This window comes from Paraburkholderia agricolaris (assembly GCF_009455635.1).
Lineage (GTDB): Bacteria > Pseudomonadota > Gammaproteobacteria > Burkholderiales > Burkholderiaceae > Paraburkholderia > Paraburkholderia agricolaris.
The window spans coordinates 3809302-3832346 of record NZ_QPER01000002.1 but is presented as its reverse complement, the minus strand read 5'-3'; the positions used below and the strand labels follow the sequence as shown (position 1 = coordinate 3832346).

Genomic DNA, 23045 nt, shown 5'->3' with positions numbered 1-23045 from the left:
GTGCGGACGCGCGTCCGCACGGTCCTTACATCTATGCAAGGAATAACGGCATTAACCCCGTGGGCTTGAGGGTTTCCCAGTAAACCACTCAGGTTTATCGCCCGCTGTGCCGTTATCGCAAGGTTATCTTCATGCGCGTTGCGTCGTCGGCGGAACGGGTGCCAGATGCGTTTCCCGGGCCCTTCAAAAGCGTTACACTGCGCCGGACAAGGCCTGCAGACGTATTTCGTTGCCCCCGATACCCGCAGTGGTCTGCCTGCGCGAATCCGCTATTCAAGCGACCCGATGCAGAAGATCCTCGACCGGACTCAGGAGTCACTGGCCCACGCGTTTGCTTCGCTCGCGCAAAGCGCGAAGCGTCAACAGCGCCTGTATCTCGCGACGATCGGATCGTTGATGCTGATCGTGGTGATATTCACGTTGCTCCTGGCCGTGCTCGCCGCGGCCAAACAACTGGATTACCGGCGCGCCTTCGCCACGCAGAATGCCGCCGATATCACCGCGCTGCTGCATCGTGAGCAGGCTTTCTTGCGACGCGCAGAGCTGACGCTGGCTTACTACGGCACGTTCGAAGGTAAGTTGCCGTTACCCGAGGGCATGGTGGAATCGGTGCAGAAAACGGGAGCGGCACGCAGCCTCGTGGAGATGGGCGGCGCGCATGTCGATCTGCTGGTCGGCGATGCGACCCGGGCGGCCTGGGGGCCGCAGTTGAATGTCAAACTCTCGCGCCTGTATCAGACCGGGGTGTCGACGCTGGCGACCGAGCAGGCCTTCGCGTTGCGCCAGCGTGCCATGCTGGTCGGACTGAACGAAGACTACGCGGTCATGCTTCCCGCAGTCGACGCGCCGGGTGCCGCATCCGGCACCGATGCGCTGTTGCCGCAACCGGAAACCATCGGCACGCTGCGCGACTCGATCGAGCGCCAGTTGCAGGCTCAAACCGGCAAGCGCGTGCCAGGCAAAGGCGAGCTTATCTGGCTCGGTCCCTATCGTGAACCGTTGCAGGGCATAGCGGTGATCGCCGCCGTGAGCGCCTACTATGACGGCGACACACCGGTCGCGCTCATCACGACGAGTATCCCTGTTAGCGGATTACCGGACTATTTCACCCGTCCGGCGGCCGAGGGGACGCTGCTGCTCATGAGGCCGGATCGACGCGTGATTGTGTCGTCGCCGCCGGTCGATGCGGGCACGTCGCAAATGCTGCGGGACATCGTTGTCGACATGCCCTCCGACGGCTATCGCTACACGCGCGAGGGCGCTGTGCTGGCCGAGCCGCTCACGCCGGAATTCGGCTCAATGGTGGGTTTTCTGCCGTGGCGGGCGTTAGTCTGGGCGCTGCGCTGGCAACTGGCGGCACTTGCCGGTCTTGCCCTTCTCGTATTGGGATCCATCGCGCTAACCGCCCGTCTATGGGGGCTGCGTCTGTTACAGAAGACGTACGCCGAAACCACCCGTGCGCTGGAAAGCGAAACCATCAATCACATTCTCGTCAGCGCGACGCCGATTGGTTTATGCATCGTTCGGCAAAGCGATTTTTCAATTCTCACCGCCAATGCGCTGGCCGGCGAGTTGCTGCATATCGAACCGGGCAGCAACCGCTTGCCGCCGCATATCGTCGGCGAGTTCTCGGCGCAGGCGCCGGACAAGCCTTCCGTGATGGCGTTTGCAAAGGTCGCCGCTTTCGTCGCGCCGGCGCGATCCTCGCCACCCGCTGCGCATTTATCGCAGCCGGCAGCGCAACCGCAACTGCAGCCGCAGGCACAACCGCCGGCGGACGAGAGCGAAGCGCCGCCCGCGCAGTTTCTGCAATTCACTTACGCTGCCGCGCGTTATGCCGGCGAAGACGTCCTGTTCTGTGCGATTCTCGACGTGACCGCGCAGCATGCGCTTGAACAGCAACTGCGGCTCGCGCAGCAGCACTCCGAGAGCATGATGCGGGCGCGTTCGAATTTCTTCGCGTCGATGAGCCACGAAATCCGTACGCCGTTGAATGCGCTGCTCGGCAATCTCGAACTGTTCGCGCGGACCCCGGGTCTCGAAGCGCACACGCAACGGCTCGCCACGCTGGAGGTGGCGGCCGGTGCGCTGCGCGGCATCGTCAACGATATTCTCGACTTTTCGAAGATCGACGCCGGTGAGATGAAACTCGTGAGCGAGTCGTTCAGGCCAATCGACGATCTGGAAAATATCGCGCTTTCCTACGCGCCGATGACAGGCGATCGCGCGATTCGCTTCTATTCGCATCTGTCGCCGACGCTTAACCAGGTCTTGCGCGGCGATCGCACGCGCATTGCGCAGATCGTCAACAACCTGTTGAGCAATGCGTTCAAGTTCACGTCGTGCGGCAAGATCACGTTGAGTGCCGAAGTGAAGGACGACCTCCAGGGCCGCCCGATTTTGATCTGCCGGGTCTGCGATTCGGGCATCGGCATGGACCAGACGCTGGTGGCGCGCATTTTCAATCCGTTCGAGCAGGGCGAAGCGAGCACCTCGAGCCGCTATGGCGGCACCGGCCTCGGCTTGTCGATCTGCGCGCGGCTGTGCGAACTGATGGGCGGCCATATTTCGGTCGAGAGCGTGCTGGGTGTCGGCAGCGCGTTCAGCGTTTCGATCCCGCTCGCACCGCCTCCGGATGAGTTGCGCGAGCCGGTCGTCGAACCGGCTCACCGGGGCAATGTGCTGGTGGTGTCGCAGGAACGCGAGTCAGGGAAGATCATCGACAGCGGCCTGCATCGGGTAGGGTGGACGGTTCACACGGTCGGGTCGATGCGCAACGCACAAGCATGGTTGCGTGTGAACCGGCCGGAGGTGATGGTGGTCACCGGCGAATACGATCTCGACGCGATTGCATCGTTGCGTGCGGCGCATCCGGCAGGCGTGGTGTGGATCACCCGCACCGGACCTCATCGTCCGGTTTCGCGTGGCGACGGCGTGCTCGAAGTGACGGAGTTCAGCCACAAGGCGATTCTGGCTGCGGTCGATCTGGCCGCCACGGGGGCTGACGAGACCGCGGCGGCGCGGCTGCCGGCTCCCGCCGCATTGCCGCTTTCCGAAGCCAATCCGGCCTTGCAAGGCTTGACGGTGCTGGTCGCCGAAGACAATCCGCTGATCCAGACTTTGATCGTCGAGCAACTCGATGCGCTGGGCTGCCTGCCGACGATTGCCGGCGACGGACGCCAGGCGCTGGCGGCATTCGAGCAAGGGAATTTCGAAGTGGTGCTGACCGATATTCACATGCCGGTCATGGATGGATACGGGTTGCTGGCGGCATTGCGCAAAGCGCACGCGGACTTGCCGGTGCTGGCTTTTAGCGCGGTAACCGACAGTCAGCAGGAAGAGGGCTGGCGCGAGCGAGGCTTTAGCGGGTATGTCGCGAAACCGGCGTCGCTGGACGAGTTGGGGGCGGCGCTGCACGCTGCGGCATCCGCACGAGTTGCGCCGGCGGCTGCGATCCCGACTGCGGCTGGCTCAGCCGCCGCCCCAGTGAACACGCTTAGCGCGGACGACAAGTCGCGTTACATGGCCATGCTCAAAGAGCATCTTCAAAACGATCTGCCAAGGCTGCTGGCGATCGTCGAAGAGGAGGACCGGGAAGCCTTGGGCGGCTGGGCGCATAGCGCGGCCGGCGGGTTCCTCGTGGTGCAGGAGCAGCGATTCGCACAGCAGTGCCGCGAACTGCAACGGCTATGCGAGAACGGCGAACGTTGGACAACCGAGATGGACGAACGCTCGATCTCGCTGCATGAGGCGATATGCGATCACTTCGGATTGGACGAAGCGTCGATGCACTGACGCCTCAGGCGGTCACACCAGCCCGGTCATGTAATACACCGCGATCACGAAGAAAACCGCCAGCGTCTTGATTACCGTCACGGCGAAGATATCGCGGTACGACTGGCGGTGCGTGAGCCCGGTCACCGCCAGCAGTGTGATCACGGCGCCGTTATGCGGCAGCGTGTCCATGCCGCCGCTCGCCATGGCGACGACCCGGTGCAACACTTCCATTGGGATATGCGCCGCTTCCGCGCCCTTGATGAACGTGTCGGACATGGCCGCGAGCGCGATGCTCATGCCGCCCGATGCCGAACCCGTGATACCCGCCAGCGAGCTTACCGAAACGGCGGCATTGACGAGCGGATTCGGAATGCTCTTCAGCGCGTCGCTCACTACCAGGAAGCCCGGCAAGGCCGCGATCACGCCGCCGAAACCATACTCCGAAGCGGTATTCAACGAAGCCAGCAACGCGCCCGCCACCGCAGCCTTGGTGCCGATCGCAAAGCGCTCGCGCACGCGGCCGAACGCCGTTACCACAACCATCACGATACCGAGCAACAGCGCGCCTTCAACGGCCCAGATCGCGACGACGCTTTTGATCGTTGTCGTGACCGGTGCATGGATACCCGGCAGGATGTCCGGTGCGACGGTGTACGACGCGCCGTACCAGTTCGGAATCCAGCGAGTCAGCAGGAAGTTCGCTACGCCGACCAGCACCAGCGGCGCGACCGCGAGCAGCGGATGCGGCAATTGCTTCGATTCGACGCGTTCCGGTTCGTTGACGAGATCCGTGCCGTAGCCTTCGCCGGTCGCCATTGCCGCGCGGCGGCGCCATTCCAGATAGGTGAGGCCGACCACGATGATGAACAGCGAGCCGATCACGCCAAGCGCGGGCGCGGCCCAGGAGGTGGTTTTGAAGAAGGTGGTCGGGATGATGTTCTGGATCTGCGGCGTGCCCGGCAGCGAATCCATTGTGAACGAGAACGCGCCGAGCGCGATCGCGCCGGGCATCAGGCGTTTCGGAATATTGCTCTGGCGGTACAACTCGGCCGCGAACGGATATACGGCGAACACCACCACGAACAGCGAGACGCCGCCATAGGTGAGCAAGGCGCACACCGCGACGATCACCGCATTGGCGCGCGAGCGGCCAATATAGCGGATGGCCGCGGCCACGATCGACTCCGAGAAACCAGACAGTTCGATGACCTTGCCGAACACCGCGCCCAGCAGAAACACGGGGAAGTAAAGCTTCACGAAACCGACCATCTTCTCCATGAAGATGCCGGAGAACACGGGGGCGACGGCGCCCGGATCGGTGAGCAGCACTGCCCCGAGCGCGGCGATCGGCGCAAACAGAATGACGCTGTAGCCGCGATACGCGGCAAACATCAGAAACGCCAGCGCGGCGAGGACGATAACAAAGGACATTGAGTCTCCGAAGCTTGGTTGTTCTACGTGTACGCCGTCCCGATGAGAGCGACGGCCCGGCGCCCGCAAATGCAGATTCCATGCCACATGCGCTGCAGCGGCCTGCCCGTTGATTCCACAGGCGAAGTTCGAAACGTGATGCGGCCGATTGTACCCAAACGTCTCTAAATCGGGACGCAAATCATCCGAGCGTACGTTGAATTGAGGTTAAACCCTTATTGGGTAGGCTTGCTGGCGATCTCGCCGATGAGATAAGCTGTCTACGATATGAGACAAGCATAATTAAAACGATAGCCGGAGACAGCGACACCATGATGAACGACTGGGCGGGCCTTCCTGCCACTTACGGCGACGTACTCCGCCGGGCGATGGAATCGCTCTTCCGGACGTTCGAAAATTTCAGTGAAGGCACGTTCATTGTCGACGCCGAGGCGCGCGTCGTCTGGATCAACAAGCGCTACGCGGCGCGCTTCGGTTTTTCGGACCCGCAGCAGGCGATCGGCCGGGATTGCGAGGAAGTGATTCCCAACAGTCTGATGCGCGAGGTCGTGAATACCGGCAAACCGATTCTGCTCGACATCCTCGAAACAGACCGCGAGCCGCTGGTGGTGACGCGGCTGCCGCTGAAAGACGACGCCGGTGAAACGGTAGGCGCGGTGGGTTTCGCGCTGTTCGACGAACTGAAGGCGCTCACGCCACTGTTTTCCCACTATTCCCGCGTGCAGGACGAGTTGATCGCGACGCGTCAGTCGCTCGCGCAGGCAAGGCGGGCGAAATACACGTTCGGCAGTTTTGTCGGCACGAGCGCGGCGAGTCTCGAGGTCAAGCGCCAGGCGCGCCGCGCCGCGCAACTCGAGTCGCCCGTACTGTTGCTCGGCGAAACCGGCACCGGTAAGGAACTGCTGGCGCATGCCATTCACGGCGGGTCGGCGCGGGCGAATCAGCCGCTCGTGACGGTCAACGTGGCGGCGATTCCGGACACTTTGCTCGAAGTCGAATTCTTCGGCGCCGCGCCCGGCGCCTATACCGGCGCGGACCGGAAAGGGCGGGTCGGCAAATTCGAGCTCGCGAACGGCGGCACGCTGTTTCTCGACGAAATCGGCGACATGCCGCTGCCTTTGCAGGGCAAGCTGTTGCGCGTGCTGCAGGACAAGGAGTTCGAGCCGCTCGGCTCGAACCGGATCGTGCGCGCGGACGTGCGGATCATCGCCGCGACTTCTGCCGATTTGCCGGCGCTGGTCGCGGCGGGGCGTTTCCGCGCAGACCTGTTCTATCGGCTGAACGTGCTGACAATCCAGGCGCCGGCGCTTCGGGAGCGTTTGTCCGATATCGAAGCGCTTGCCTACGCCATGCTGGAGGACCTGTCGACACAGGCGCGCGGCGCCAGTCACTTTGAATTGCAGGACGATGCTCTGCAGCTGCTGTGTTCGTACGGCTGGCCCGGCAACGTGCGCGAGCTGCGCAATACGTTGGAAAGGGCTGTGATGCTGTCGGACAGCGAGCGAATCGATGCGCGTGCGCTGGCGCCGTTTATCGGTCCGTCACATGGCGGCCATCGTCCACAGGTATCTATGGTCCCTGAAGCGCACACTTCGGACCCAGCGGCAGGGTTGCCCGGAGCAACGTCTTGGAGCGACGCCATGGCCGCATTCGAAAAACGCTACCTGGGCGACGCCTTGCGCGCCAATGGCGGCCGCGTGATCGAGACGGCCATGCAGATCGGCATGGGCCGCGCGACGCTCTATAAGAAGATTGCGGCATACGGTATCGAGGTGTGAGAAAGTCCGGCGTCATCGAATGACGCAGCGCAATGGCCGCGTGGCACAATCGCGTGATCGAAAAACAAGACGTGATCGGGGTTTCAAATGAAACACAGCCTTTCCCTTTTCGCGCGCCGGGCCTGTGCGGCGCTGGCGCTTCCCGCAATCGCTATTCTGGGTGGTTGCAGCAGCAGCGCGCCGCTGTTTCTATCCGACGGCCGCCCGACTACGCTGGTCCAATGTCCAGTCGGCTCCGACTCCTGCTCGCAACAGGCAAACGCGGCTTGTGGCGGTGCTTTCGACGTCGTGCGCCAATCCAGCGATAACGGCACGCTGAGTCTGATATACGCCTGTCGCGCAAAATAACGTTACGCCAGCCAACAGCTGGCATAACACGAGTGACAGTTTCCTTTCTTTATCCCCGTCGCGAGCCGTGACGGCGGGCATCTCCCTCTCAGTGCAAATCTCCTTTTAGCGGCCGAACCCGGCCATACGGCCAGTTGACTTTGCCCAATACGCATATGGTCGTTATCAATACTGGGCTCCAATGCGCATTTCTGAAAACGGTTATCATGCGCGTTGCGTATTTATTGAACTGCTCCCAAGTAATTGCTTATATTGTCCATGCCGATCACAAAGCGCTCCGGGTTCTCCATTAAGCCGGGTCGGTGCGGCACCTAACGGAACGTGAAGATTCCGGGCAGTATCCTCGTCTGGCCGGCTCAGCGTTAAAACATATATGAAGATTTTGCCGAGTTACGGCAGGCCGGATTAACGGCGCAAGAAAGTTTTTCCGTTTGAGTGGCTGGATGATGTAATTGCGGCATGCTTTATGCTTTTTAAACGAGTCCAATGCGTAATTCCGGGGAAAACAATGAATCATCATCAACTCGAAAAAGATATCGAACATCTTGAGCATGTAATTTCACATATCTCTGCAGAAGACCGCATCCCCCTGTCCTATTGGCGCAACCGCATCGCTTTGGTGTCCGGGGCGGCCCTGGTGCCGGCGCAGGCCAGTCGCGTCAAACGGCTCGATGCAGCCCTGTCGGCATTGGAGGGGCGGAAAAAGGCGTGACCTCCCTCAGGAGGGAGGGTGACGTGTACCGTCTGATCGGGTAACGTTTCCTGAAAAATAAGGGAACGTAACACTTGGGATCAGGAGGAGCATGCAACCTGCAGGACTTTCAGCCGTCAGGCTGACGGCGCTTACGAACGCCATGCAAGGCTATGTGGAGCGCGACGAGGTGGCGGGCGTCGTTTCGCTGGTCTGGCGGCGCGGTGAAATCGGCTATTTCGAGCCGCTCGGCCTGCGTGACGAAGCGGCGCAATTGTCCATGGAGCGCGATACGCTGTTTCGTATCGCCTCGATGACCAAGCCGGTTACGAGCGCGGCGATCCTGATGCTGGTCGAAGAGGATCGCCTCGCACTCGATACACCGATTTCCTTGTGGTTGCCGGAGCTGGCGGCGCCGTCCGTGCTGCGCGACCCTACCGGCCCGCTCGACGAAACCGACCCAGCCAGAACGCCGCTTACCGTGCTCGATCTGCTCACGCATCGTGCCGGCTATGCCTATCACTTCACCGCCACCGGTCCGTTGGCCGAGGCTTACGCGGCGGCCTTCAACGGTATTGAAGCGCGCGGCGACGCGAACGCATGGTTAAAACGCATAGCCAGTTTGCCGTTGATGTTTCAACCCGGCTCGCGCTGGCACTACGGCATCGCGACCGACATTCTTGGCGTGCTGATCGAGCGAGTCAGCGGCATGCGGCTCGGTGATTTTTTCCGGACGCGGATCTTCGAACCGCTGGGCATGCGCGACACGGCGTTCTGGGTGCCCGACGCGCAGCTCGCGCGTTTGGCGACGGCTTATGGCGTCGCGCCGGGCACGCAGCGGCGCGTGATCGAAGACCATCCGTCGGCGAGCAGTTGGGCGAATCCTGACCGGTTCCAGAGCGGCGGCGGTGGCCTTGTCTCGACCGCGCAGGACTATCTGCAATTCGCGCAGCTATTGCTCGGGCGGGGGCGCGTCGGCTCGACGCGTTTGCTGTCGCATCGCTCGGTCGATCTGATGCGCTCGAATTTTCTGACCCGCGACCAGCGTCGTGTGCCGGCGTTCGGCCAGGTGATGTGGGCGGGACAGGGTTTTGGCCTCGGTCTGTCTATCGTCGACGATCCGGCGCAGCAGTTGCCGCTCGGCTATCGCTCGGCAGGTTCGTTCGGCTGGCCGGGGGCGTATGGCACCAGTTGGTTTGCCGATCCGGTGGAAAACCTGATCGGTATCATGCTGATTCAGCGGCGGGCTGTCGAACCCTTCCCGATGTCGCTCGATTTCGAACGCCGCGTGTACGATGCAATTGACGATTGAGTGCATTGGCCACGGCAGTTGAACCGGCCATCCTGAACCGCGGGTAACCGTGCCACCCGGCGCGAACGTACCTTATGTGGGCCGCCTGACGAGGGTCGCCTTGCGGGTCTCTCTATCCGGCACTTTTTTCGTCTGATAGTGTCCTCCAATCCCCCGCGGGACTTCCTTCGGGGCGGGGGACTTCTTCTGAGGCGTCCGCGCAGAGCGGTTCGTCAAATCGATCGGAGTACCCGCCATGGCCACATATAAGCAGTTGACCGCACAACTCGAAAAGCTCCATAAGGAAGTTGCCGCGGCACGCGAAAAAGAAATCGCGCAGGCGATCGCCGATATCAAGCAGAAGATTGTCGACTACGACCTGACTGCGGAAGAGCTGGGTTTTACCAGGAAGCATGCGGCAGCACGCAAGACCGCTTCGGTAGCCAAATACCGCAACCCGAAAACCGGCGAGACGTGGACCGGCCGAGGCCGTTCGCCTGGCTGGCTCGTGGGCAAGAATCGGGAGCGCTTTCTGATCGAAGGCTGAAGGTGTGCCGAGCGTCGCGCATGCGCGCGCAACGCGCCGGATTTTTCTGAAGTGAGCTTGCGTAGAGTTTTTCTTGCACCGCTGAGAGGGTCCCGAAAACGCTCACCTTTCGCTGGAGCCTGCAACGCGCAGCGCGGATTTCGCGCGCTGCCTCGTATCAGGATGGATTGTTTCGGTGAGCCTGGTTTTGTCGGATGACGCACCTTGCGGTGCGCTTATCCCAGCGGGCCGGCGTAACGGGCCGCCTTCCTCGAAACCCGCGCCGGCCTTTGCTGGCGGGCGTTCCCAGGCTATGCGAAGCATCGCGTGACGCGTCGTCTGGTTCCCCTGCTACCTTTTCCCCTGACGTTAGCCAGCCGCCGAACCTCACGCCATGAGTGCGTGAGCGGCTCGCGATGTCTTCACTTTTCATTCCGATTCGAGGTTCGCAATCGCGAGTCCCGAAAACCCTCACCTTTGCGCGTGTCCGGATGCGCGACGCGATGCGTCGCGTTATCGCCATGCAGGGTGCTCGGGCAAACCCGGAGATGAGTTCGCCTCATACCCCGGATCAAAACTCATCGATACATGGTCGCGAAGACCCGACAGCACAATGGGTCATCTACTCACCCCCGACGGAAAGACCATGAGCGTATCGACAGACAAGCAACTCTTTATCGGCGAAGGATTCGAAGGCCCAGGTGTCAACCTCGCGCACATCAACGTGCTCGTCGGCCCGCGCAACGGGCCTGCGGGTCAGGCTTTCGCCACCGCGTTGGCGACGCCTTCCGCGGGGCACGCGCCGTTCGTCGTGATCGCGAGACCAGGCGTGCCGACCAAGCCGCTCACGCTGTACGTGAACAAGGCGCAGATCGGCAGTGACTTCCACGGCAACGCGACGTGGGGCGCCTCGCAGGCCGGTATTGCGAAGGCGGTGGCGGAGTCGCTCGAGAACGGCACGCTGCCGCCCGAAGCGGAAAACGATTGGGTGGTGGTGTCGGCGAACTGGGTCAATCCGGCCACGGACAATCTCGACGCCGTTTTCGACAACAACTACCGTGCGTGCAAAAACGCGATCCTCGCGGCGATGAAGGGCCTGCCGCATCGCGATGAAGTGTTCGCCGCCGCGCGCGACGTATCGAATCCGTTCTACACACCCAAACAACGTTAATCACACGCAACGCGGTTCGCGCGCCGTGAGTGCCGCGCGACCGCCTGCGCAACTGGATGCGATCAGCAAGGAGACAAGCACGATGGAATACATTCGCCTCGGCCAATCGGGTCTGAAGGTTTCGCGTCTGTGCCTCGGCACGATGAACATGGGCACGCCGCAATGGAAGCCGTGGATTTTCGACGAGGCGCAAAGCGAGCCGATCGTGCGCCATGCGCTCGAAGCCGGCGTCAACTTTATCGACCTCGCTGATTTCTACTCGACCGGTGTTGGTGAAGAAGTGGTGGGCCGGATTCTGAAACGCATCGCACGCCGCGAGGAAATTGTTGTGACGACCAAGGTCGGCTACGACATGGGCACGTATCAGAACGCCGGTGGTCACTCGCGCAAACACGTCATGGACAGTATCGACGCTTCGCTCACGCGGCTCGGCATGGATTACGTCGATATCTACATGCTGCATTTCTTCGACGTGAATACGCCGGTCGAAGAAACCATGGGCGCGTTGAACGATATTGTCCGCGCCGGCAAGGCTCGCTATGTCGGCGTGTCGACGATGTACACGTGGCAGTTCGCCAGGATCATGCAGGTGTGCGAGCGCAACGGCTGGCACAAGCCGATCAACATGCAGTTGCAACTGAACCTCGCCTATCGCGAAGAAGAGCGCGAAATGATTCCGTACTGCCAGGATCAGGGCGTCGGCGTGTCGGTGTTCAGTCCGTTGGCGCGAGGTCTGCTGACCTGCGAGCCGAATTCGACGCGCAACCAGACTGACTTCTTCACCGCACAGATGTATGGCGATGTGGCTTCGCGTGAGATTGCCGCTTCGGTGGCGCGGGTGGCCGCGCGGCGCGGCGTGTCCGCTGCGCAGATCGCGCAGGCCTGGGTGCTGAATCACGGTGGTGTGGCGAGCATGCTGGTGGGCGCGGATACGCCGGCGCAATTCGATAGCGCGTTGGCCGCGTTGAGCACGAAGCTGTCCGACGACGAACTGTTCGAACTCGAGCGCAATTACACACCGTGCGATCTGATCAACGACTACACCGCCGGCAAACGCATCGCGCGTGAGCCACGGCTGGCGCAAGGCAGCTTCGTCGAAACCCTGGAGAAAGCGGCATGAATGAGTTTTTGCGGACTGGCCAATATATCGGTGGCGAATGGTACGAAAGTGCGACGCGGTATCCCGTCCTGAATCCGGCGACGGGTGACGTCATCGCTCAAGTGGCCAAGGGTGGTGCCGCGGAAACCACCCAGGCCATTGCCGCGGCCGAGCGCGCGCTTCCTGCATGGCGGAAACTTACAGCGAAAGAGCGCGGCGCCCGCGTCAAGCGATGGGGTGAGTTGATGCTCGAACACCGCGAGGCACTGGCCGAACTGCTGACGCTCGAGCAAGGCAAGCCGCTCGCGGAGGCGCGCGGAGAAGTTGGTTATGCGGCGAGTTTCTTCGAATGGTTCGCGGCAGAGGCGAAGCGCAGTTACGGCGACGTGATTCCGAGCCCGAATCCCAACGCGAAGATCATCGTGACGCGTGAACCGGTAGGCGTGGTCGCGGCGATTACGCCGTGGAATTTCCCGCTCGCCATGATTACGCGCAAGGCCGGACCGGCGCTCGCGGCGGGCTGCACAATGGTGCTCAAGCCGTCCGAGGAGACGCCGTTGTCGGCGTTCGCACTGGCGGTGCTCGCTGAGAAGGCCGGGATTCCGGCCGGCGTGTTCAACATCGTGTCCGGCGACGCGATCGAAATCGGCGGCGTGCTGACGGCGTCCGAGGTGGTGCGAAAATTGTCGTTCACCGGTTCGACACGCGTTGGCAAACTGCTGGCGAAGCAATCGGCGGACACGCTGAAGAAGCTGTCGCTGGAGTTGGGTGGTAACGCGCCGTTCATCGTATTCGACGATGCTGACCTCGACGCGGCCGTGCAAGGCGCGATGGCATCGAAATTCCGTAATACAGGGCAGACCTGCGTGTGCGTGAACCGCTTCTACGTGCAAGACGGCATTTACGACGCGTTCACGCAGGCGTTGACCGCGGCGGTGCGCAAGATGCGCGTCGGCAATGCGTTACAGGGCGACGTCGAGCAAGGTCCGCTGATCAATCAGGCGGCGCTGCGCAAGGTGGAAGCGCACGTCGCCGACGCGCTGCAGAAAGGCGCGACCGTGCTGACCGGCGGCAAGCCGCACGCGCTCGGCGGCACGTTCTACGAACCCACGGTATTGGCGAATGCATCTGCTTCGATGCTGATCGCGTCGGAAGAAACCTTCGGGCCGGTCGCGGCGTGTTTCCGGTTTCTCACGGAAGAGGAGGCGATCACGGCCGCCAACGACACCCCGTTCGGTCTCTCCGCCTATTTCTATACGCGCGATCTGGCTCGCGCATGGCGGGTCGGCGAAGCATTGGAAAGCGGCATGGTCGGCATCAACGAAGGCATCTTATCGACCGAAGTTGCGCCGTTCGGCGGCGTCAAGCAATCGGGCCTCGGGCGAGAAGGGTCGAAGTACGGTCTCGATGAATACACCGAACTGAAGTACATGATGATGGGCGGCCTGCGCGGCTAGCCCCGACTCAGGTGCTCATGTGTCCGCCGCGCGTGGCAGGGCCTGTGCGACGGGCATGCGCGGCCATTGCGGGTGAATGATGCTATGTCACCCGCGTAATGGCCGCCAACATAACGAAGGAGACACTGTGAGTAATCAGGATTCCCAGGTGGCCGCCATCGGTCTCGTTGCCACTCCGCCGCGCGCCGCGATACCCTCGGCGCACGCAGCTATTCCTCTCGACGACGTTCCGTTGAACGCGTTCCATATCAAGATCGCGGGTTTGACCTTTGGCGCGCATTTTACAGAGGGCTTTGCGCTGGGGACGATCGGCTATGCGCTCGCGTCGCTGAACCGGCAGATGCCGCTCGACGCTTTCTGGATGGGCATGATCGGCAGTTCCGCGCTGATGGGCATTTTTCTCGGCAGCCTTGTGTTTGGCTGGCTGTCGGATCGGCTCGGACGACAGAAGATCTTTCTGCTCAGCTTCCTGATCATCACCTTGGCGGCTTTCGCGCAGTTTTACGTACGCTCGCCTCTGGAGTTGTGTTTGCTGCGTGTGTTGATCGGCTTCGGGATGGGTGGCGACTTTGCCGTCGGACACGCGATTCTCGCTGAATTCTCGCCACGCAAGCATCGCGGCACCCTGCTGGGGTCATTCAGCGTGGTGTGGACGATCGGCTACGTGGCGGCCAACGTACTCGGCATGCATTACGCAGATGCCTCTCCGGACGCGTGGCGCTGGCTGCTCGCGTCGGCTGGCTTCCCGGCTTTGCTGGTGCTGATTCTGCGCATGGGCACCCCCGAGTCGCCGCGCTGGTTGCACGGCAAGGGACGCGTCGAGGAAGCCAAGGCGATTGTGCTGAAGCACTTCGGTGCGAACGTGACACTCGATGGCGCGCATGACGACCACGCGCAGATGCCTGGCGGCTTTATGCGTCTGTTCAAAAAGGACCTGATTCGCCGGACGATTTTCAATTGCGCATTTTTTGTCTGCCTTGTGATTCCGTATTTCGCGATCTACACGTTTTTGCCGACCATCCTCAAGGCGATTCATTTGAACAATGACTCGGGCGCGGATTTCCTGCTGAACGGCTTTCTCGTGCTGGGCGCGCTGATCGGTATCTGGCTCACGATCAAGTTGCCGCGGCGCGTGTTTCTGATCGGCTCGTTCGCGGTGACGTGTTTATCACTGATTGCGTTGAGTTTGCTGCCGGAATCGGCGACGCTTGGGGTGATCGTGGCGTTTGCGTTGTTCACGCTCACAATGTCTGCATTCTCTAACTTGGTGGGCGTGTTTCCGCCCGAGTGCTTTCCGACCGAAGTGCGCGCATGTGGGGTCGGGCTGGCCATTGCATGTAGCCGGCTCGGATCCGCGGTCGGCACCTTCCTGCTGCCACTCGGCATCGTACAGCTTGGTTTTCACGCCACCATGATGGCGCTGGCGTTTGTTTTGTTCGTCGGGATGATGGTGTCGATTGCGTGGGCGCCGGAGACCAAGCATCTAACCTTGAATGAGGCAGCGGGCGGATAGCGCTGCACTGCATTATCCCGGTTCCAGGAGAGCCCGAAGCGTCTGAATGACGCTTCGGGCTTTTTTTCATTCAGAGAATTGTCTTGTTCTGTATCCCACAAATAGGAACTTGTCAGATAAACCCGAAAAATTCGGAAGAATAATCTTAAAAATTAAGAATGCTCTGAGATACACCTGTAAGGCAAAACCCTAACATTCAATTACGCCCTGAACATGATTTCAATGGCTGGCAACAGAAGGGCAGCCATGAGTGGCAGTGCCGAAAGACATTGAAACGGCCAAGGCGAGCGACGAATGGGTGATGAGCACAGATTCGTCGTCGAATTTGACCACAACCTTTTAACCAAGTGGAGCAGTAACAATGAAAAAGTCTTTCCTCCCTACGCTCGTCGTCGCAGGCAGCCTGTTGGGTCTCGCATCGATCGGCGCTCACGCAGCTGACGGCACGATCACGATTACCGGCACGGTGTCGGATAGCACCTGCTCGGTCAACGGCGCAGCGGCCGGTACGGCTGCCGACAAGGCCATCGTACTGCCGACCGTGTCGGCCAACTCGCTGGCTGCTGCCGGTGCTGTGGGTGGTACGTCGAGCCCGACCGATCTGGCATTCAGCCTGAGCGGCTGTACGGGTACCGCGACCAAGGCGGTTGCACGTTTTGAAAACGGTCCGAACGTCGATCAAACCTCCGGCTACCTGAACAACCAGGCCGCAGGCGGTGCAACCAACGTGCAAGTGCGTTTGCTGAACGCGAACATGCTGCCGATCAATATCACCACGGGCGCGAACAACGACCTCACCAACAACGGTGCGACGATCGCCAGCGGTAGCGCGGCGCTGAAGTACTTCGCTCAGTACTACTCGAAGGGCGGGGCCACCGCAGGTGCCGTGAACACGTCGGTGCAGTACACGATGCAGTACCAGTAATACGGCGAACTGAGGCGTTCGCTTATGCGAGCGCCTCTTTTTCGCAGCTTTATTTCGAGATTGATTAAAAAAGGTGAATGACATGAAAGTGCTCGGTCGAATGGCGATAGGACTCGGTTTTGCCTGTGCGTTGCTGGCAGGCAGCGCAGATGCAAGCGTGACGATCGGCGGAACGCGTGTGGTGTATCCGCTCGACCAGCGCGAAGTGACAGTCAAGCTGGATAACGATAGCCGCGAGCCGTCGTTGGTCCAGGTATGGATGGACGAAGGCAATGCCGACGCAAAGCCCGGCGATATTCACGTGCCTTTTGTCATCACGCCGCCGATTTTCCGGATGGACCCGCGGAAGTCGCAAACACTTCGCGTGATGTACAGCGGAGAAGCATTGCCGACGGATCGCGAATCGGTGTTTTGGCTCAACGTGCTGGACATTCCGCCGAAGGCGGCCAACAGCGGCGAACAGAACGTGCTGCAGCTGGCATTCCGCACCCGTATCAAGGTTTTCGTGCGGCCGTCGAAGCTGCCGGGCAAGCCGGAAGACGCACCGGCACAGTTGAGCTGGCAAGTCGTGCCGTCCGCGGATGGCAAGGGACAGGCGGTCAGCGTGTCGAATCCGACGGCGTATCACGTGTCGTTTAGCGAGATCGACGTCGTCAGCAGCGGTCACACGTTCAAGAACGAAACGGGCGGCATGGTTGCGCCGCATGCCACCGAGGTATTTCCAATCGCGAAGATGAATGCGGTTGGAGCAGGCTCGACTGTTCACTTCACCGCTATTAGCGACTACGGCGGCGCGATGCCGGGCGAGGCGCAACTCGGTCAGTAAGACGAAGGCCTGACGCGAGGCGGCGCCCAGCCGCCACTTTCTCCAAACAGGTTTCACAGACAGCGCAAGTTGCTCCGGCAACTGGCAAGGGGCGACTCACGCCTGCTGTTTGCCAAATTGAAGTCAATCGAATCATGAAACTCTCACCTCACCATCAGTCACATGTTCGCGCCGGCTCCCAGCATGGCCCGTTTGGGCTGAACCCGGTCACGGCCGTCGTTTTGATGGCTTTCGGGGTGGTGGGAGCGTTTCAATCGGTAACTGCAAACGCAGCCGAACCGGACCAACCCAACACGGGTGTCATGTTCGACACGACATTCCTGAGAACCGATGCGTCCCAACCCGTCGACGTCGCGCGCTTTGCGCATGGCAATAATGTATCGCCGGGCGCTTACATGGTCGACGTGTGGCTCAACGGCACGCGCGTGGCGCGCGAGGAAGTGCGCTTCGTAGCGCAACCCAATGGCGATGGTGCGCGCGCGTGTCTCAGCCGCAAACTGCTGCGCAACCTCGGCGTGGACTTCGCGAAGGTCGCGGCGGATACCGGTGCAAAGACTGGCGACGCCGCCGGGGTTCATGAAGGCAAGAGCGACGGCGAATCAAAGCGCGAAGCCGACTCGACCGGTACCGTCGGTTCAGACGCCGCTAGCGAAAATGAATGTGTCGATCTGACTGCCGTGGTGCCTGAGTCTTCGCTCGACTTCGATTTCTCGGAGCAGAAGCTGACGCTATCGGTACCGCAAAAGTACATGAGCAACGCGGCGCGTGGTTACGTGCCGCCGGAAATGTGGCAGCAAGGTGTCAATGCCGGTTTTGTTAGCTATAACGCGAATACCTATCGCACCGATGGTTCGGGCGCGCATTCGACGCAGAGCTATCTGGGCCTGAACGCGGGCGTGAATATCGGCTCCTGGCATCTACGCCATCAGTCGTCGTTGTCTGCAGGAACGGGCCAGGGTACGCAATTTGACAACATCGCTACCTACCTGCAGCACGACGTGACGAAGCTGCGTTCGCAGGTCACGCTGGGTGACAGCAATACGACCGGCGACGTGTTCGACAGTGTGGCGTTCCGCGGCGCGCAGATTGCCACAGACGACCGTATGTTGCCCGAATCGCTGCGCGGCTATGCGCCGGTGGTGAGAGGCGTGGCGGAATCGAACGCTCGCGTCACTGTGCGTCAGAATGGACAAGTGATCTACGAAACCAGCGTTTCGCCTGGCCCGTTCGAGATCAAGGATCTGTACGCGACCGGCTACGGCGGTAACCTCGACGTGACCGTCACTGAGGCGGACGGCCGTACCAAGAGTTTCAGCGTGCCGTATGCGTCGGTTGCACAGTCGCTGCGCGCGGGCACCACGCGTTTCTCGGTGACGGCTGGCCAACTGCGCAATCAGTTTCTCGAGACGAAGCCGAACTTTGCGCAGTTCACGTTGCAACGTGGCCTCACGAACCTCGTTACCGTCTATGGCGGCGGTATCGCGGCGAACGGTTATATGGCGGGTAATGCGGGCGCGGCACTCAACACGAAGTTCGGCGCATTTTCGGCCGACATAACCGGCGCGCAGACTCAGGTGCCGCAGCAAGGTTCGCAGCAGGGTACGAGTCTGCGGATCGGTTACAGCAAGTTCATCGACCCGACCAACACCAACATTGCGGTCGCCGCGTACCGTTTTTCGACTTCCGGTTACCTGAACCTCGCTGACGCTGCGTCGGTGCGCGACCTGGCTTCGCACGGCGGCGATATCAACACGGTGTTTCGTGAACGCAATCGCCTGCAGCTTACGGTCAACCAGAATTTCAAGGACAAAGGCACGGTGTTCCTGTCCGCGTCGTCACGTCAATACTGGAACCGCAACGGCAACGACACGTTCTATCAAGCCGGCTACACGAACAGTTTCAAGTACGGCACGTACAGCATCACGGCGGGACGCACGCGCTCATCGAACGGCGCGCTGTCGAACGAGTATTTCGTCAGCACGACGATTCCGCTGGGCCACAGCCAGCACGCGCCATTGCTTTCGACCAACCTGTCGAACAGTTCGGGTGGCAGTACCAACATGCAAGCGAACCTGAGCGGTTCGCTGGGCGACAACAACGAGTACTCGTACAACGCGTACGGCACGTATGGCCATAGTAGTGGCAGCAACACCGGTAACGCTGGCGTGAGCGCCGTCTACCGTGCGCCGTATGCACAGATCACGGGTTCTGCGAGCACCGGTTCGGGTTCGAGCCAGGTTTCGGCCGGCGTGAGCGGCACCGTGGTCGCGCATCCGGGTGGCGTGACGTTGTCGCAGACGGTGGGCGATACGTTCGGCATCGTGTCCGCACCGGGCGCGGCCGGCGCGGCTGTTTCGAGCGCAGCGGGCGTGAAGCTCGACAGCCGTGGCTATGCGGTCGTGCCGTACCTGACGCCGTATGCGGTGAATACCGTCGACATCGACCCGAAGGGCACCTCGACGGACGTCGAATTCGAATCGACCTCGGAGCAAGCTGTGCCGCGACTGGGTTCGGTGGTGATGCTGAAGTACAAGACCGTGAACGGCCGCGCGGCGCTGGTTCGTGCGCCGATGCTGGGCGGCAATGCGTTGCCGTTTGGCGCCGACGTCACCGACGACGCCGGTCACACGGTGGGCGTAGTCGCACAGGACAGCCGGATTTTCGCGCGCGGCTTGCAGGATCAAGGGGCGTTGTTTGTGAAGTGGGGCGCAGCGGCGTCGGAGCAGTGCCGGATTGATTATGTGTTGCCGAAGCAGAGTGGTAAGGCGGGGGCGGCTTATATGTCGGTGGAAGGGCATTGCGTGGGTGAAGCGGGCGCGAGAAGCGCGGACGCAGGCGCGCCGTCGCAGCGCGCAATCGATTAAAGAGGGCGGTATTGTGTGCGTACCAAATCATCTGAAAATGGCTGGCCGGTTTGTTGCCGCGTGGCGTCGCGTTTGCTGCCTATTGGTTGCGGTCGTGGCGATGCTCTTCGCAGCGACATCGGCACATGCGACGTTGTCCTGTACGGGCTATCGCTACACCGGCAACGCGATCAGCGCAGGCCGAGTCATTGTTTCCCCGTCTGTCGCCGTTGGCACAACTGTCGCCAATCCGCCGATGGCGTTCCCCGTTGCGGATTGTTCTGGCGGGACAGGCGGCGAGCAAGTCACCTTCACCATACACACGTCTAGCGCGTTGGCGGCGGGCTTCAACGACGTCTATCAGACGAACATTCCCGGTATTGGCATTCGCTATCAGGTTACTCCGCGATGCGTTGGGTCAACCAGCCCCGCTACGCTCGCCAATAACGGCATCCAGTCGGTCTGCACGTTGCCGTCAGGCGTTAATAACGGGCTGGGGTGGAATGTTTATCCCAGCCTGGTTGTGACCGGTGCCATTCCAGCGGGCGGGACGGTGTTGACCACGGTACCCACGGTTGTGGTCGGTTGGCAGATGCCAGGACAAGCAGAGCAGGCTCTGGCTAATTTTTACACCGGCGCCGCAAGCGGCACGATTGTCACGCCGGCGTGCACGGTGACCGAGACCGCACAGTCCGTCGGGCTTCCGCGGGTGCTCACCAGTTCAATGGCATCCGGCGTTGGAGCCGTGGCCGGCACCCAGTCGTTCTCCCTGAGTTTCACGTGTTCGGCCGGTGCGAACGTCTACATGACGCTGTCAGACGCGGTCAATCCGGTAAACCGCACGACCACGCTTGCGCTTGCGTCGGACTCCACGGCCAAGGGCGTCGGAATTCAGGTCTTGAATACCGCGGGATCGCCCGTCACGTTCGGGGCGGATTCATCGGCCAGCGGAAATCCGGGGCAATGGTTGATTGGCGCGTCGGTGAATGGGCCGCTCAACGTGCCATTAAGCGCGCGCTATATCCGCACGGGCACGGTTTCGGCGGGATCCGTCAAGGCTCTTGCGACGCTCACCATGTCGTACCAATGAAGGCGGCAACCTTGCATTGCCCGATATGGGCGGATTGCGGCGGCGGGTGGCATTACGCATAGCCTTTTCTTACGACCGTCCCCATGACGTGTATCATTCGCTCCTTGCGCCGTTCTGCGTCGGCGAGTCCTGCTTTCTCGAACGCTCGTTCGTGACCCGTTTCCCGAGCGGCCCTGCGCCCCTTGCGACGCGGGTTTTTCGTCTTGCTATCGAAGCTCCGCGCCGTAGCGCGAGGCGCGGCGGATCGACTGCCACGAGCAGATCGCAGCCGCCGCAGACCGCCCGAACCCCTATCCGTGACCGCCAGACCCGATGTCAGTCTCCGAACTCAAACGCCGCCGCACGTTCGCGGTCATTTCCCACCCGGACGCGGGTAAAACCACGCTCACGGAAAAGCTGCTGCTTTTCTCGGGCGCGATTCAGATCGCCGGTACCGTGAAGGGCCGCAAGAGCAACCGCTACGCGACGTCCGACTGGATGGAGATCGAAAAGCAGCGTGGCATTTCGGTGGCCAGTTCGGTCATGCAGTTCGAGTACGGCGACGCCGTCATCAACTTGCTCGACACGCCGGGCCACGAAGACTTCTCGGAAGATACCTACCGCGTGCTGACGGCGGTCGACGCCGCCGTGATGGTGATCGACGGCGCCAACGGCGTCGAAGCGCAGACGCTGAAGCTGCTCGAGGTTTGCCGTAGCCGCAAGACGCCGATCGTCACCTTCATCAATAAGCTCGACCGCGAAGTGCGCGAGCCGCTCGAACTGCTCGACGAGATCGAACAGCATCTGGGCGTCGCCGCCGTGCCGTTCACGTGGCCGATCGGTATGGGCAAAGATTTCCAGGGCGTCTACGACATCCAGCGCGACCAGGTGCGCCTGTTCCGCGCCGGGCAGGATAAGGCAGGTGGCGAAGTCGAAACGCTGCATGCGCTCAGCGACGAAGAAGGCGAACGCCGCTTCGGCCATGCCTGGGTGAAGGCAAAAGAAGAGATCGACCTGATCACCGGTGCGTCGCCGGATTTCGATCGCGAGCAGTTTCTGTCGGGTCAGCAATCGCCGGTGCTGTTCGGCTCGGCAATCAATAACTTTGGCGTGAAGGAAATTCTCGACGCGCTGGTCGATCTGGCGCCGCCGCCGTCGATGCGCATGACGGTGCAGCGTCCGGTGATGCCGGACGAGCCGAAGTTCACCGGCGTCGTGTTTAAGGTGCAGGCGAACATGGACCTGGCGCACCGCGACCGCGTGGCGTTCATCCGCGTGTGTTCGGGCCATTTCGAACGCGGCATGGCCGTGAAGGTGACGCGCACGAACAAGACGTTCCGCGCCAATAACGTGGTGACGTTCCTGTCGCAGCGTCGTGAGACGGTGAGTGAGGCATATCCGGGCGACATCATCGGTATCCCGAATCACGGCACGCTGAGTCTCGGCGATACGCTGACCGAAGGTGAGCAACTGCAATTCGTTGGTTTGCCGTTCTTTGCACCGGAAATTTTCCAGACTGTTGAAGTGGTCGATCCGATGCGCGCCAAACAGCTCGGCGAGGCGCTGAAGCAGCTCGGCGAGGAAGGCGCGATTCAGGTGTTCCGTCCGGAAGTCGGCGGTTTGATGATTCTTGGCGCGGTGGGCCAACTGCAGTTCGAAGTGGTGTCGCACCGTTTGTCGACGGAATACAAGGTCGCCGTGCGGATGGCGCCGGCGCGTTATCGGATGTCGCGTTGGGTGACCTGCGACGATGCAGCCGAGTTGCGCCGTTTCACCGATTCATACGCTGCGCGGATCGCGCTCGATGCATCGGATGCGCCGACGTATCTGGCTTCGCATGTTTCGGAAATCGAAGTCGCGCAGAAGGCGTGGCCGAAGATCGTCTTTAACGAGTTGCGTGAGCATTCGGGCGCGCCGTTCAAGAAGGCGATGTAGAGGGAAGTGTTGTCCAGCAACGCGTCAAGGTTGACCAACATGATGCAAAGGCCCGTCGAAAGGCGGGCTTTTTTGCATCAAGGTTTCCGACGGGTATCGGACTTGTCTGTGTGCGGTGATGGCCGGTGATCGGTCGGCTATGGCATGTGACCACGACGTGCTCCCGCATTTAACAGGCGTCCGTTCGCGCTCGACGGCCTCGTCAGTCGCCGGACCCACTCCTCAACAATCCTCGGCGCTTCCACCAACAGGCGTGCCGCTTGACTCGTCATGCGACTTGCGGCACACCGGTCATATCCCAGCTCATGTTGATATTGTTTGAACATGTCGACGAGCAACTCGAGTATGACGTCGGTGACGGCGCC

16 protein-coding genes are annotated in these 23045 nt (G+C 61.3%); 15 read left to right on the top strand and 1 reads right to left on the bottom strand.

Going from position 1 to position 23045, the window contains the following annotated elements:
- The first annotated feature begins 285 nt into the window (after nt 1–285).
- The gene (locus GH665_RS38300) at nt 286–3795 is read left to right on the top strand and encodes an ATP-binding protein (RefSeq protein ID WP_153142171.1); all 3510 of its coding nucleotides are present in this window, start codon (nt 286–288) and stop codon (nt 3793–3795) included.
- Between the two features lie 12 nt (nt 3796–3807).
- Here the strand turns inward: GH665_RS38300 and GH665_RS38295 are convergent, their stop codons facing one another.
- Entirely contained in the window at nt 3808–5208 is a 1401-nt protein-coding gene (locus GH665_RS38295; RefSeq protein WP_153142170.1) for a GntP family permease, read from the bottom strand.
- Between the two features lie 311 nt (nt 5209–5519).
- On the opposite strand from GH665_RS38295, the gene GH665_RS38290 reads away from it, so the two are divergent.
- The 14 genes from GH665_RS38290 to GH665_RS38225 all read left to right on the top strand — a co-directional run bounded on the left by GH665_RS38290 (nt 5520) and on the right by GH665_RS38225 (nt 22680).
- Nucleotides 5520–6986 carry a sigma-54 interaction domain-containing protein gene (locus GH665_RS38290; protein WP_153142169.1) on the top strand — a complete coding sequence of 489 codons (1467 nt, stop codon included), beginning with the start codon at nt 5520–5522 and terminating at the stop codon, nt 6984–6986.
- Between the two features lie 87 nt (nt 6987–7073).
- Nucleotides 7074–7334: a hypothetical protein gene (locus GH665_RS39375; RefSeq protein ID WP_153142168.1), complete on the top strand. Its 261-nt coding sequence runs from the start codon at nt 7074–7076 to the stop codon at nt 7332–7334.
- Nucleotides 7335–7842: 508 nt separating this feature from the next.
- Nucleotides 7843–8046, top strand: a complete 204-nt coding sequence (locus tag GH665_RS38280) for a hypothetical protein (RefSeq protein ID WP_106352257.1) — start codon at nt 7843–7845, stop codon at nt 8044–8046.
- 91 nt (nt 8047–8137) lie between these two features.
- Nucleotides 8138–9337 (top strand): serine hydrolase domain-containing protein, encoded by a 1200-nt coding sequence (locus GH665_RS38275; RefSeq protein WP_153142167.1) that lies wholly within the window; start codon nt 8138–8140, stop codon nt 9335–9337.
- 235 nt (nt 9338–9572) lie between these two features.
- Nucleotides 9573–9863 (top strand): H-NS histone family protein, encoded by a 291-nt coding sequence (locus GH665_RS38270; protein ID WP_153142166.1) that lies wholly within the window; start codon nt 9573–9575, stop codon nt 9861–9863.
- A 625-nt stretch (nt 9864–10488) separates the two neighbouring features.
- Nucleotides 10489–11013: a formaldehyde-activating enzyme gene (fae, locus tag GH665_RS38265; protein WP_028196048.1), complete on the top strand. Its 525-nt coding sequence runs from the start codon at nt 10489–10491 to the stop codon at nt 11011–11013.
- 82 nt (nt 11014–11095) lie between these two features.
- Nucleotides 11096–12133, top strand: coding sequence for an aldo/keto reductase (locus GH665_RS38260; protein WP_153142165.1), 1038 nt, complete (start codon nt 11096–11098; stop codon nt 12131–12133).
- Nucleotides 12130–13569, top strand: a complete 1440-nt coding sequence (locus GH665_RS38255; protein WP_153142164.1) for an NAD-dependent succinate-semialdehyde dehydrogenase — start codon at nt 12130–12132, stop codon at nt 13567–13569. The genes GH665_RS38260 and GH665_RS38255 overlap by 4 nt, the downstream gene beginning before the upstream one ends.
- 127 nt (nt 13570–13696) lie before the next feature.
- Entirely contained in the window at nt 13697–15082 is a 1386-nt protein-coding gene (locus GH665_RS38250; RefSeq protein ID WP_153142163.1) for an MFS transporter, read from the top strand.
- Between the two features lie 361 nt (nt 15083–15443).
- Nucleotides 15444–16007: a fimbrial protein gene (locus GH665_RS38245; protein ID WP_028196052.1), complete on the top strand. Its 564-nt coding sequence runs from the start codon at nt 15444–15446 to the stop codon at nt 16005–16007.
- Between the two features lie 82 nt (nt 16008–16089).
- Nucleotides 16090–16833, top strand: coding sequence for a fimbrial biogenesis chaperone (locus GH665_RS38240; RefSeq protein ID WP_153142162.1), 744 nt, complete (start codon nt 16090–16092; stop codon nt 16831–16833).
- A gap of 134 nt (nt 16834–16967) precedes the next feature.
- Nucleotides 16968–19697: a fimbria/pilus outer membrane usher protein gene (locus tag GH665_RS38235; RefSeq protein WP_153142161.1), complete on the top strand. Its 2730-nt coding sequence runs from the start codon at nt 16968–16970 to the stop codon at nt 19695–19697.
- 100 nt (nt 19698–19797) lie between these two features.
- Nucleotides 19798–20766, top strand: coding sequence for a fimbrial protein (locus GH665_RS38230; RefSeq protein WP_246216547.1), 969 nt, complete (start codon nt 19798–19800; stop codon nt 20764–20766).
- Nucleotides 20767–21078: 312 nt separating this feature from the next.
- Entirely contained in the window at nt 21079–22680 is a 1602-nt protein-coding gene (locus GH665_RS38225) for a peptide chain release factor 3 (RefSeq protein ID WP_153142159.1), read from the top strand.
- The last annotated feature ends 365 nt before the right edge of the window (nt 22681–23045 follow it).